This is a genomic window from Desulfosarcina sp. (assembly GCF_055467485.1).
This window is the reverse complement of the sequence record NZ_JBUOIV010000023.1, coordinates 34031-47391: the sequence shown is the minus strand read 5'-3', so window position 1 is coordinate 47391 and position 13361 is coordinate 34031. Positions and strand designations below refer to the sequence as shown.

The window sequence follows — 13361 nt, the reverse complement described above, 5'->3', positions numbered from 1 at the left end:
CCGAGGAGGATCATGAATCGAAACCGTATCGCCGCTGTGTCCATGCGAACCATCCGGTACGTATTGGCTCTGGAACGAAAAATCCGCGGTCAGGTGTCACGATTGCCTGCCGTCCATTGGGGGCGCCACCCATCGGCATTGGCCGGACCGGCGGTGATTCTGTTCCCCTGTTCGCCCAACCGGCTGTGCTGCGGCTTGGCCGGCATCATCGCGGTCAAGGGACGCACCGGTCGGTCAGCGGTGATGGATCTGTCTGCATTGACCCGACTCATAGACAGCGCCGATGCCGCCGGATTGGACACCCAACCCCAACAGGCAGAATCAATCTCCGACGGTTATCTGGGCGGCCAGGAAACCCTGGACACGCTGCTGTCGGAAATCCGCTCGCTCAAGCGAGAGGCCCCGTTCCTGGAACTGTTCAAGGATCCGAAGGCGCAGAAGGCGTTGAACGATCTATCCGCCCGGCTGTCAGCGCTTCTGAAACGGGAACAGTCTCTTCTATCCACGCAGGTGGGCAGCCTGGAACCCGGTGCGGTGGAAATCATCTCCACGCGTATCGAAGCCCTCAAGGACATGCGCTGGTGCCTGGACGTGGAACTGGCCGGCAACATCGCGCGCATCCGGTCCCTGATGCCCGGCACCGCCGAGCCCGGGCCCGACAGCCGCATCGCCGTCCTGCGACAGATCAACGCCGTGCTCAACAGCATCGACCGGCTCGAAGTCCGGGGAAGGGATTCGGCGGGAATTTCGCTGTTGTTCATCATGCCGGCCGAGGCGTATGAAGCCCTGGCTGCCGCATTGGATCAAAAGGGCCTCACCGCGGAATTCGAACGCCGCATGGATCGCGACGTGCTGAAAAACACCAGCATCAGCCTGAACCGCTCAGCCGCCCACGACGGCCAGCCGATCGTTGCCCTGACGGCAGTCTACAAAATCGCCGCCGAAATCGGCAGCCTGGGAGACAATATCCGCTTCCTGCGCCAGCAGATTCAGCAGGATGAGATCCTGCAGCTGATCGCCGCCGCACCCCACCGCTTTCACACGGTATCGTCCCACACACGCTGGGCATCGGTGGGCGCGATCACCGAACCCAACTGCCACCCGGTGGACAACACCGTGACCGGCGCCACCTTGAAGGACCGTCCCATCATCCACGCCTGCCTCAACGGCGATATCGACAACTATCTGGAGCTCAAAGCGTCGATGGAGGCATCCGGACGCACCATTCCCGAGCCGATCACCACGGATACCAAGATCATTCCCCTGCAGATCGAGCATTACCTGCAAACCGGCGTCGACGTGGCCGAGGCATTCCGCCTGGCGGTGAGCGACTTCCAGGGATCCCACGCCATATCCATGCACACCGACCTGGCCCCGGGAAAATTCTTCCTGGCCCAAAAGGGCAGCGGCCAGGCTGTTTTTGTCGGTCTGGCCGAGGACCACTACATGCCGGCATCCGAGGTGTACGGCTTCATCGAGGAGACATCCAACTTCTTGAAAATGAACGGCGAGCAGGTGGTGGACGGCAAGAAGGGCAAAACCCAGGGTCAGATCTTCATCCTGGATCAGCGATCCCCCGGCGGGGTGGCCGGCATCACGGCCATGTACTACGACGGCACGCCCATCCGGCTCACCGGCGAGGACGTCAAGCACACCGAAATCACCTCGCGGGATATCGACCGGCAGGACTTTCCCCACTACTTCTTGAAGGAGATCTCCGAAGCGCCTCAATCGGTGGAACGCACCCTGCTCAATCGCTGGAAGATTGCCGACGACGGCAACGGCCGCCATTACGTCATCCATCTCGACCAGCGGTCCTTTCCCCGTTCGCTGGAAGCGGCCCTGGCAGAAGATCGGATCCGGCGGATCTTTTTCGTGGGACAGGGCACTGCGGGTGTGGCCGCCCAGGCCTGTGCCGACATCCTGAAATCCTATCTGGCCGATCCCGCCATCCAGCTGCGCGCCCTCAAGGCCTCGGAACTCAGCGGCTTCGAATTGAACGAAGCGGACGGCGCCGCCAGCATGGCCGACGCCCTGGTGGTGGCCATCAGCCAGTCGGGAACCACCACCGACACCAACCGCACCGTGGACATGGTCAAGGCCCGGGGGGCCCATACCCTGGCCATCGTGAACCGCCGCGATTCGGACATCACGTTCAAGGTGGACGGGGTATTGTATACATCCAGCGGCCGGGATATCGAAATGAGCGTGGCCTCCACCAAGGCCTTTTACTCCCAGATCGTCGCCGGAGCCCTGCTGGGCCTGAAAATTGCCGGCATCAAGGCACGCCGGTCCACCGAGTTTCTCTCGGACCAGATCGCCGAATTGCTGCGAATCCCCGATCACATGCGCACGGTTCTGGCCATGGGAGAAGCGATCCAGGCATCGGCCCGGCGCCTGGCGGCCACTAAGACATACTGGGCCGCCGTGGGCAGCGGCCCCAACAAATCATCGGCGGACGAGATCCGCATCAAGCTCAGCGAACTGTGCTACAAGACGATCTCCTCGGATTTCGTGGAGGACAAGAAGCATATCGACCTCTCCTCCGAGCCGCTGATCATCGTCTGCGCCGCCGGATCCAAGGGCACCGTCATCGGAGACATCATCAAAGACACGGCCATCTTCAAGGCCCACAAGGCCGCCCCGGTGGTTATCGCCGACGAGGGGGAGGAGCGTTTCGGGCCCTATGCCGAGGATGTCTTTCATGTTCCCCAGGTAAGCCCCCAGCTTGCACCCATTCTCAACACCCTGGTGGGTCACATTTGGGGCTACCACGCCGCCCTGGCCATCCACGAGGGCTCTCGGTTTCTCCACGAGATCCGTGAATCCATCTACCAGACCCTCGACGATCTTGCCGAACAGGGCCTGGACATCTACGAGGTGGTCCTGGAAAAATCCTTTCGTGAGAAAATCGCCGGCTTCTATCAGGCCTTCCGCAGCCGGCGCAAGGCCAGCCAGTTTCCCACGGCCATCACGCATGCATCGGATTTGACACTGCTGTTCAAATACCTGTCGGGCCGGCTGCCGCTGTCCGATTTCGAGATGGATTTCGGCCTCAAGGGCACCGCCAAAAATGTATTCGACACGCTGTTCCGCGTGCTGGGCGAGTCGATCAACCTCATGTCCCGCCCGGTGGACGCGATCAAGCATCAGGCCAAAACCGTCACCGTGGGCACCAGCCGCATCAGCGAGCGGGTGGAGGGCATCCTGTTCGACACTCTGGCCGACCACGATCTGGACATCTCACAGGTCGTCAACCGCAACGTCATTGTCATGAAAAACATCCAGGGCGTTATCGACCACGTCAAGGGCAGCATCCTCTACCGCATCGATGGGTTAGGCCTGCTGGGCGACCCCACAGATCAGACCACCATTGCCATTCTGAACAAGACGGGCATCCTCGCCCGGCTGCCCTCCCGGGTGGAGAAAGATCCTGTACTGAAAGGCACCAAGCGCATCATTGTGGGTCAGGGCAACGTCTATATCGGCAAGGGAAGAAAAGACGGGCGCAGCATCGTGGTGATTCCGGCCACGTCCAACGATCCCGCAGACGGCAGCCGCATCCATTATCTGTTGCTGTTGAACATCGGGTTCAAAGAATCGATACCGCTGGAGAAGAAGATCAAGGCGCTGGGCGGGAAATACGATCACATCAAGAACATCGTCCAGGAAAACAGCGTTCCCTGGGCCGACGACTATCTGGACGAGGTGGCCGTGGACGATCTTTTCGGCCAGTCGGCGGAAAAGCTGGCCGAAGCCATGGTGGCCAGGCACCACTGATACCTGAGCCCGGATTGGGAATTGAGGAATGCTGGAATTAGGGGATTAGAGAAAGAAATAGCTCTGAACATAACTACGGCCGGGAGGGTTTCCCGGCCGTTGGCTTTTTATATATCGTTCGCGGCTGCAGGCCGCGCCTTCAGTTCCTCAATCCCAGCATCCTGAATCCGGTTATTAGAGTTTACCGATCAAATCGCACAACAGCCGCACACCGAACCCCGTGCCGCCGGCCCCGCAGTAATCCGACGCCTTTTTGGCCCAGGCCGGCCCGGCAATGTCGATGTGGGCCCAGCGGGTGTCTCCGATAAACTCGGAGAGAAACAGCGCCGCGGTAATGGCACCGCCCCAGCGGCCGCTGCTGACGTTGTTCAAGTCGGCAAAATCGTTCTTCAGCAGTTCCTTGTAGTCCTCGGGCAGAGGCAGCTGCCAGCAACGCTCATGGGTTCTATCACCAGCTGCGACGATGGCATCGGCCAGTTGCCGATCCGCGGAGAATACGCCGGCAATCTTCTCACCCAAGGCCACGACGCAGGCACCGGTAAGGGTAGCCAGGTCGATCAGGGTGTCCGGCTGGTATTGTTTTACCGCCCATGCCATGGCATCGACAAGGATCAATCGCCCTTCGGCGTCGGTGTTGCCGATTTCGATGGTCTTGCCCGCAAAGGAACGGATGATGTCACCTGGCCGGATAGCCGTCCCCGACGGCATGTTCTCGACGATCGGCATGACGCCAACCACCTTGAGCGCCGGTTTGAGGTGGGCCACGGCCAGCATGGTGCCGGCGACGGCGGCGGCACCGGACATGTCCATTTTCATGGTTTCGATGCTGCCTGAAGGCTTGAGATTGATCCCGCCCGAATCAAAGGTGACCCCCTTGCCGACGAGGACAACCGTCTTTTTTGACCCCTTGGGCGAATATTCCATGGAAACCAGGCGGGGTTTGGCGCTGCTGCCCTGGCCCACCGCCAGCATGGCGCCGAATTGCTGTTTTTCCAACCAGCGCTCGTCCATGATGCGGGTCTTCAACCCCGCCGCCCGGGCGGCCTTTTGGATCATTTCGGCAAAGGCTTCCGGCCGCTTGTCGTTGGACGGCGTCGTCACCCACTCCCTGGCCATCACACTGGCGCCGCATACGGCGGCCACGGATTTGGCCAAACCGGAATACGCCTTTTTCTGCGCGGCTGTGGCCATGAACGTCACTTTCTTGACCGGCGTTTTCTCTTTTTCCTTCTTGTAGCGGTCGAAGATGTGATTGCCCAGACAGGCCCCTTCCATCAACGCACCCAAAAGGGTTTCGGCTTCGATTGTCAGCCCGGCGGCAGAGGGCGTAGCAAGCGTCATGGCGGGCAGACCGGCATTGACGCAGAACTTCACTGCCTTTCCGGCAAAAGCTCTGAACGATTCTCCGCTTAACGATCCGGCCTTTCCAAGCCCGAAAAAGACAGCCCGGGCAATGCCGGTTTCAGCAGGCTGGAATAAGGTGATGACATCGCCCTTTTTGCCCTTGAACTCCGGGAAGGCTTTTGCAGCATCGACAAGTGAGGACAGCAGCTTGTCGGTGTGAATGTCACGATCTTCACACACGGGCACCACCAGGGTGTCCACCTTGACGCGTTTTAAATTGACGGATTTGACTTCAAGCATGCATGGCCTCTTTGCGGCCTGCCCTGCCTGGACGGCGGGCAGGCGTTGAACCGCGATTGCGAGCGCACGCCTCGCCGCTTGCGGCGGGGTTGGCGAGCGAAATTAAAATAGACGGTCATCCTTACGGTGCCGAGAAGCACTGCCGCTGCCGGCAGAACATTCCTCTTGGCTTGCCACGGGGAGGGGTCAATTGCCCTGATGGGGCCGGCGGCAACTCCTTAACCGGCGACACTATCGCCGTATGGTGACCTTTTTCATGACGACGGGCTCTTTGGGCTTGTCCATCGGCCCCGTGGCCACGGCGCCGATCTTCATCACCACGTCAAGCCCTTGGGTCACTTTGCCGAATACCGAGTGGCGGTCGTCCAGATGGGGCGTGGGAGCCAGCGTCACGAAAAACTGGCTGCCGTTGGTGCCCGGCCCGGCATTGGCCATGGAGAGCACGCCTGCGCCATCGTGCCTGAGGTTGCGGTCAAATTCATCTTTGAACTGGTAACCCGGACCGCCGGTGCCGTTGCCGAAGGGACAACCACCCTGGATAACGAATCCCTCGATCACCCGATGGAAGCCCAGGCCGTCGTAATAGTTCCCCCCTCTGGCCGTTTCTTGCCGGCCTTCGGCCAGATTAATGAAATTCCACACGGTCTCGGGACACTCCTTGGCGTAAAGCTCGGCCTCGAAGGTGCCCATGTTGGTCTCGAATACTGCCGTGGCCCGATCGATTTTTTCTTTGTAGCTCTCCTTCTGGTTCGACATCGATTTCTCCTTGTGCATGAAATGAAAAAACACGCCTCGATGGGCGTGGGTCAGACGCGTCCGCAATGGGGACAATATAGGAGCATCCACCTATGGTGTCAATGACCGACGGAAGACAGAGGTCTGAGGGCAGAAGTCCGCTATTGGTTGGCTGAAGCCTGAGGTTGCCGGGTGGCTATCGGTTCTCTGTCATCGGACCTCTGGCTTCCGTCTGCCGGCCTCCGTCAGTAATTCAAGTTCCCGGTCGTAGCGGTCGATGACCGACGGCCAGGCATGCCGCGCCATCATATCCGCCAGCACCGGCCGGTGAACGCTGTAGCGTTCGGGATTGCTCAACATGTCGGCCAGCTTGACCACCAGGTCCTCATCGTCACGATACATGAAGGCGGCGTGAAATTCCCTTGGAAGGATTTCCGGGTAAGAAAGCCGGTGAGGCAGCAGCGGCAGGCACCCGTGCCGCATGGCTTCGACCATGGCAATGCCGAAGTTCTCCTGGATGGCCGTGCTCACGGCGACGAATCCCTTCCTCAGCCAACCGGCATAGTCGTCCTTCGACGGCACAAAACCGTATTGGAGGATCTTGCCGCCAAAACGGGATCGTGCCTCTGCAAACGCCTTGGGTTCCGCCTGATAATTCTCACCCAAAAGGGCCAGTCTGAAATCAATTCCCAGCCGGTCCACCCGGTCAAGCGCATCAAAAAACGCCTCCGGATTCTTGTCAAACTCCCAGCGGTGGTTCCAAACGACCAGCGGCGGCCCTGGCGGCAGGGGGGTCGGTTCAAGTGGCACTGAACCAAAACGGCATCCCGGGTGGAGGACGCGGGCCTTTTTGCGGATGGCGTCAGCGGCCCATTGGGGTTTGAACTCCGGCATCCGGCCGATAAACCCGGGAAGGATGGAGAAGAATCGATCGAAATGAAATTGTGAGTTGAACAGAACCCGATCCGCACAGAGGGCCGTCGTGATGTCCGTGAAGCCGAACTGCAGGTCCATTTGCTCACCGGGGGCCAGCGGATAGGTGAGCTGGTTTTCGTGAAAATATACCATCGCCGGGGGGCTGCATCGACCGCAAAGCGCCGTGAAATCCGCCAGGCTCATCAGCCCGCTGGTGATGATTCCGTCAAACGCCCTCAGGTCACCGACGGTTCGGGCAAAATGAAGGGCCGCCCCGCGCATGCGCCATTTCCAGAACCGCGCCGGCAAGGTCGCCAGATGGATGTCATGGCGGGAATGGGCCACCAGGCCTTTTGCAAAGTCCCGATGGGAGCCGCCGTAAAAGGGTTCCAGAAAGAGAAAACGCATCCGACTGTACCGATTACCCCATCTTCACCGCGGCGACCAGACGGTGAAGTTCATCGAAAGGGATCTCTTCCACGCTGGCACTGCCCAACGCATCGAGGAATACAAAATGAATTCGCCCCCCTTCCCGTTTCTTGTCCTTGCGCATCGCCGCGAGCAGGGATTGGGCGTCAACCGGTGGCCGAACGGGCAATCCGTAGCTCTCGACGATACGTTCAAGCCGACTGGCATCCGTAGGAGGCAGCAACCCCTTTTGCACGGACAAGGTGGCGGCCATCACCATACCGATGCCCACGGCCTCGCCGTGGGGGATGCCCGTGAGTTTTTCTATGGCGTGACCAAAGGTGTGCCCGAAGTTCAGCTTGCGCCGCTCCCCTCGCTCCCGTTCATCACGGGTGACCACACCGGCCTTGATCTCGACCGACCGATAGACCAGATGTTCGATGATGGCGTTGTCCAGATCCAGGGCGGCGTCCCGGTGGTGTTCGAGGAAATCCAGCATGCGGCCATCCGCAATGGCCCCGTGCTTGATGATCTCCGCAAAGCCGCACTGGATCTCCCGGAAGGGAAGGGTTTTGAGCAGCTTCATGTCGCAGATGACAAACTGAGGCTGGTTGAACACCCCCACCATATTCTTGTACCCGCCGAAGTTCACGCCGTTTTTGCCTCCGACGCTGGCATCGACCTGCGACAGCAGCGTGGTGGAGACAAAGCCAAAGGGTATGCCCCGCATGTAGGTAGAGGCCACGAATCCGGCGATATCACAGACGATGCCGCCCCCGATGCCCAGAATGACGGAGGATCGGTCCGCCTCCATCTCCACCAATTGACTGAAAATCGTCGCGACCGTCTCCAGGGTTTTGATCGGCTCCCCTGAGTCGATGGAAATGACCGGACAGGTCGGAAACTGTTTTTGGTAAAGCCCGGCGACCGTTTTGTCGGTAATGATCACCGTACGCCGCGCATCCACATAGCGCTTCAGGTTGTCGATCGACTCCCCGACCAGAATCTGGGAAGAACCGGAGGCCGCTCGAACCAATAACTTTTTCATGACTTCACCACCGTTGATGTCTTTGGGGTCGCGGAAGAACCGGGCACGGGCACTGCGCCCGGATGGGTAGCATGTCTCATACCACAGTCAAATCAGATGGAAAAGCCAAACCGTCAAAACCATTGACGAACCCATAAACGCTATTCCGACAGACGGGAAACCGAAAGCAAACCGCTGCGAAACGGTCCGATCCCGGTTCGATGTCGCGGCTTGCCCCCCGCCCCGCTTTGGGTTATGCTTGTGTCAAATGGCTGGGTGGCAGCGACCCTGACGCATTCAATCAAAACCTGCGAGGCCATCATGGATCCGGTAGTCGTTCCCATCGACGGCGTCCTTGACCTTCACACCTTCGCCCCCGGTGAACTCGACAGGCTGTTGCAGGACTATATCGGGGCCTGCCTTGAATCCAAGATCTACGACCTGCGCATCATTCACGGCAAGGGCAGCGGAATGATGCGTTCACGCGTACGCACCTGGCTGGAGAAGGATCGGCGTGTTCATGGGTTTGAAGACGCTCCGGCCGATGCCGGGGGGTGGGGGGCGACGCTGGTGACACTGAAAAGGACGTGACATGGCCGGAAAAGAAACCATCCTGGTGGTGGACAACGAGTCCGATCAGCTGGAAATGATGAAGGAGGTCCTCGGGCGGATCGGCTTTGACGCGACAACCACCGACAATCCGAAAGAAGCGCTGCAAATGGTGATGAACCGCGCATTCAGCCTGATTTTCATCGATCTCATTATGTCTGAGGTCGATGGAACGGACCTTTGCGAGCAGATCAAGCGGGTTCGGCCGGAGGCCTGCATCTACGCCTTTTCCGGCCACGCCCATCTTTATGGTCCCGAGCGACTGGAGCGGGCCGGGTTCGACGGCGCCATCGGCAAACCCGCCACCATGGAGGAGATCAAAGCGGCCCTGGACCATGCCCTGAGCATTAGAAAAGACACCCATCCGGCCTCCTGACTGCACGTGGCATGATGGATGACGATCAGGATGCACGGCGCCCCCTCCTCCGCCGCCCGTCATCCGTTAACCGACAAGGAAAAGGATACCGCAACCATGCTGAAAAAAATTATTTCCGGTGGACAGACCGGCGTGGACCGGGCGGCCCTGGATGTGGCCATGCGGCTGGGCATCGCCCACGGCGGGTGGGTCCCCAAGGGACGCCTGGCCGAAGACGGCACCTTACCCGCCCACTACCAACTGCAGGAAACCGACTCGGGAGACTATGAAATCCGCACGGAAAAGAATGTGCTCGATTCAGACGGAACCCTGATCATCTCCCGCGGCAGCCCCACGGGTGGCACCGACTATACCCGGAAAATGGCATTGAAGCACGGCAAGCAGCTGCTGCACATCGACCTGTCGTTAGGACAGCGGCCGGCGGATGCGGGCTCGCTGGTCGCCTCGTGGATTGAAATGAACCGGGTCGAGACCCTCAACGTGGCCGGCCCCCGGGCCAGCCATGATCCGGGCATCTACATGGACACTATCAACATCATGACCCACGCCCTGCAATGAGAGACACACCCGACCCTGCCGGAGCGATCGAGGGGGTGGTGGTCGCCCGGCCCTGCGGCTGCTGTGGTCACCATGAAATCGGCATTGTCACCGGTTCCGGGGAATATATTCCACTCAGGCCCGGTATGCGGGTGAAAATCATCGATCGACCGGATCAACTGGGTGATGACTGCGTTCGTTGAGGCCGCTCAGAACCAAAAAGGGACCCCTCGATAAAGCGGCCCCTTTTCGTTTTTTGATTGGTGGAGCTGAGGGGGATCGAACCCCTGACCTCATGACTGCCAGTCATGCGCTCTCCCAGCTGAGCTACAGCCCCGAAAACAAAAACGCAAACTAACAAAATCAGTTTCCCATGTCAATGCCATTTTTTAGTTTAAAAGGCCTTATCCGGTTTGTCCGCCGCCGGGCTGACCGGACATCGCCAGTATGCGCAGACACCGCCGCTGATTTGGCAAATGGGCGGCCGCAAGTGGTAAACTATTGACAAAATGTGCGGCAACACATAATGTCAATCGTTTGAAAAGATGAGACATTTTAGTCTCCTGTGCGATCACCGCGGCAGCGGTCGGCAACACCTGCCACACACAGCGTCTTTTCGACGGTTTCGGCAGATGATTGAATAAAATCGGGACAACAATATAATTCCAGGATCGGTATGGATCCCGGCAAAGGGTACGAAGAAGAGGTTGTGAATGCTCAATGTGATGCGCAAACAAGCTGGCAGCTGGATGATCAAGGTAATCCTGTTCGCTATCGTGATCGTGTTCGTATTCTGGGGCGTGGGCAGTTTCCGCACCCAGGAGGCAACCAAAGTTGCCGTCGTCAACGATGAAATCATCTCCGTGGCTGAGTACCGGCGCACTTACAACAACCTGATCGATCAGTATCGTCAGCGATTCGGGTCCAGCCTGAATGACGGCATGATCGAAATGCTCAACATCAAGAAACAGGCCCTTGACCAGTTGATCGACCGCACCATTCTCCTGCAGGAGGCAAGAAAGCTTGACCTGCGGGTTTCCGATGCCGAGGTTGCCGAATCGATCATGAGAACCGAAATCTTTCAGAATAACGGGACCTTCGACAATCGCCGCTATCAAAGCATCCTTGCCCAGGTCCACCTCACCCCGGAAGAATTTGAAGCGGACCAGAAAAACGCTTTACTGGGTGAGAAGCTCACCCGGATCGTCATGGGTGCCGCAAAGGTCTCCGAAGCGGAGGTACGCCAATGGTATGACTGGCAGAACACCGCGGTCAACATCGACTACGTCGTGTTCGAACCGGCCCGCTACACCGATATCCATCCTTCGGCGGAAGCGATTGCCGCCTATTTTGCAGACCGGAAAGAAAGTTACAAGACCGACCCCATGGTAAAAGTCCGATACGTCGTGTTCGACCCGGATGCCTATAAGGATCAGGTCAAGGTTGATGAAGAAGAGATCATGGACTACTATGATTCCAATATCGACGAATTCAAAACCGAAAAAAGTGTGGAAGCCCGCCATGTTCTGATCAAGCTGGATCCGCAGGCCGACGCAGAAGCGGACCTGGCGGCCAAGGCCAGGGCGGAAGAGATCTCAACAATGGCCAAAGACGGCCAGGACTTTGCCGAACTGGCAAAAACGTATTCCGAAGGCCCCACCAAAGATCGGGGCGGCTATCTGGGCAAGTTTCAGCAATCTCAGATGGTCAAGCCTTTTGCCGACAAGGCATTTTCCATGGCTGCCGGTGAGATCAGCGAACCGGTAAAAACCCAATTCGGGTGGCATGTCATCAAGGTCGAATCCGTGGAGGAAGCCTCCACGCAAACGATCGAACAAAGCAGAGAAAAGATCATCGACACCCTTACCACCAGGAAAGCACGCAATCTGGCTTACGACAAGGCCGAGCAGTTCTACGAGAGGTGCTATGAAAAGGACGACCTGGTCAACAATGCCAAGATCCTTGACTTGGCCGTGAAGGAAACCGGTCCCTTCAGCCGCCGGGGGCCGGACGAACTGGGCAGCGACAAGGGAACATTCGCAACCGCCGCCTTTGCCCTCCAGACCGATGAAATCAGCGACATTCAGGATATCGGGGGCCGGTACTACCTTATTCAGCCCACCGAATCCATCGAAGCCGCCGTTCCTGAAATGGAAGCGGTCAAAGCCAGAGTGGAAGCTGACCTGACCAAGAAGATGCAGGCTGACAAGGCCCGTGAGGGTGCCGAGGCCATGTCAGCGGATTTGCGTGCGGGAAAACCGTTTGCAGAAAGTGCTGCCGCTCACGGTGTGGATGTGAAGCAAACCGGATTGTTTACCCGCAGCGCAGCCATTCCTGAGATAGGCTCGGACCAGGCCTTCACCCAGGCGGCCTTTGGGCTGTCTTCAGCCGGCAGCACAAGCGATGGGCCGATTCAGGGGAGCGCCGGTTTTTATCTGCTGCGGCTGTCGGAGCGGAAAGCGCCCGCTGCCGATGGTTTTGAACCCGAGAGAGACGGCATCCGCAGTATGCTCCTTCGGCAGAAGCAACGAGCGGTAATCCAGGATTGGATCGAAGCACGCCGATCCGACAGCCAGGTTGCCATCGAGAAAGAGTATCTGGAATAGCAGGCCTCCAAAAGCACTCTCCTGCGATAGTGAAGCTTCCCCGCGGCAAGTCGCGGGGAATGTTCTGCCTGTAACGGCAGTGCTTCGCGGCATCGCAAGAAAAAAAACGATTTCCAGTTCGCTCGCTAACCCCGCGCCGCAAGCAGCAGGGAAGGCGCTCGCTATCGCGGTTCAAGACAGGATGAGGTCGACATGAATACACCACGCGCCTCGATTGACCCCAGCAACCCCGGCGGGCATGTTTCCAAAAAATGCCCGGAATGCATGGAGTATATGCCCCTTCACGTGGACGTCTGTCCGTCGTGCAAACTTCCCGTCGGGAAGATAAACAAACATGGCATGGCTGCGCGGAAAACGGATTGGAAAGCATATTCGACAGCCGTGGCAGCGTGGATAATATTCTTCCTCTATATCTGGTGGGCGTTCATCAGGGAGCCTTGAGAGCGAACCGGACCGGCGCATTCCTGCCGGCAGGTTCGCTTCTCCGCCAGTATTCTCAAATTTGTCGCACCACTTTTCCCCGACCTGTATCAACCCCGGCGTTTCCCCTGCCGTTGTCATGTCGCAGCCGCAAAAAAAACTTACACTCGGGCCGCCTTCATACTGCTGGTAAATATAGTGTTTTTGGGAGGCCGGCCAATTGGCCATCTTCACCTTCTGAGGGTGAAGAAGAATTACTTAAAACAAGGCAAAACGGGGTTGACAATAAATGAGAAATATATTA

The 13361-nt window shown here is 58.5% G+C and carries 10 protein-coding genes and 1 tRNA gene; 6 read left to right on the top strand and 5 right to left on the bottom strand.

Annotated features, from left to right (window positions below):
* Positions 1 to 12: 12 nt before the first annotated feature.
* Positions 13 to 3780 (top strand): SIS domain-containing protein, encoded by a 3768-nt coding sequence (locus tag ACZCED_RS12650; RefSeq protein WP_464860919.1) that lies wholly within the window; start codon positions 13 to 15, stop codon positions 3778 to 3780.
* 174 nt (positions 3781 to 3954) lie between these two features.
* On the opposite strand, the gene ACZCED_RS12645 is transcribed toward ACZCED_RS12650, so the two are convergent.
* From ACZCED_RS12645 to aroB, 4 genes are all read right to left on the bottom strand, one after another.
* The gene (locus ACZCED_RS12645; RefSeq protein ID WP_462967496.1) at positions 3955 to 5424 is read right to left on the bottom strand and encodes a leucyl aminopeptidase; all 1470 of its coding nucleotides are present in this window, start codon (positions 5422 to 5424) and stop codon (positions 3955 to 3957) included.
* Between the two features lie 231 nt (positions 5425 to 5655).
* Positions 5656 to 6180 (bottom strand): peptidylprolyl isomerase, encoded by a 525-nt coding sequence (locus tag ACZCED_RS12640; RefSeq protein WP_462967497.1) that lies wholly within the window; start codon positions 6178 to 6180, stop codon positions 5656 to 5658.
* A gap of 189 nt (positions 6181 to 6369) precedes the next feature.
* The gene (locus ACZCED_RS12635) at positions 6370 to 7482 is read right to left on the bottom strand and encodes a tRNA-queuosine alpha-mannosyltransferase domain-containing protein (protein ID WP_462967498.1); all 1113 of its coding nucleotides are present in this window, start codon (positions 7480 to 7482) and stop codon (positions 6370 to 6372) included.
* Between the two features lie 13 nt (positions 7483 to 7495).
* Positions 7496 to 8530 (bottom strand): 3-dehydroquinate synthase, encoded by a 1035-nt coding sequence (aroB, locus tag ACZCED_RS12630; RefSeq protein ID WP_462967499.1) that lies wholly within the window; start codon positions 8528 to 8530, stop codon positions 7496 to 7498.
* 300 nt (positions 8531 to 8830) lie between these two features.
* Between aroB and ACZCED_RS12625 the strand changes: the two genes are divergently transcribed.
* The 4 genes from ACZCED_RS12625 (at position 8831) to ACZCED_RS12610 (ending at position 10234) form a co-directional block, all read left to right on the top strand.
* A complete protein-coding gene (locus tag ACZCED_RS12625; protein ID WP_462967500.1) occupies positions 8831 to 9100 on the top strand; it encodes a Smr/MutS family protein in 270 nt (89 codons plus the stop codon).
* Between the two features lies 1 nt (position 9101).
* A complete protein-coding gene (locus ACZCED_RS12620; protein WP_462967501.1) occupies positions 9102 to 9494 on the top strand; it encodes a response regulator in 393 nt (130 codons plus the stop codon).
* Between the two features lie 96 nt (positions 9495 to 9590).
* A complete protein-coding gene (locus ACZCED_RS12615; protein WP_462967502.1) occupies positions 9591 to 10052 on the top strand; it encodes a putative molybdenum carrier protein in 462 nt (153 codons plus the stop codon).
* Entirely contained in the window at positions 10049 to 10234 is a 186-nt protein-coding gene (locus tag ACZCED_RS12610; RefSeq protein ID WP_462967503.1) for a hypothetical protein, read from the top strand. Before ACZCED_RS12615 ends, ACZCED_RS12610 begins: the two co-directional genes overlap by 4 nt.
* A 58-nt stretch (positions 10235 to 10292) precedes the next feature.
* Here the strand turns inward: ACZCED_RS12610 and ACZCED_RS12605 are convergent.
* Positions 10293 to 10368: transfer RNA gene (locus ACZCED_RS12605), tRNA-Ala, on the bottom strand.
* 376 nt (positions 10369 to 10744) lie between these two features.
* On the opposite strand from ACZCED_RS12605, the gene ACZCED_RS12600 reads away from it, so the two are divergent.
* The gene (locus ACZCED_RS12600; protein WP_462967504.1) at positions 10745 to 12637 is read left to right on the top strand and encodes a peptidylprolyl isomerase; all 1893 of its coding nucleotides are present in this window, start codon (positions 10745 to 10747) and stop codon (positions 12635 to 12637) included.
* The last annotated feature ends 724 nt before the right edge of the window (positions 12638 to 13361 follow it).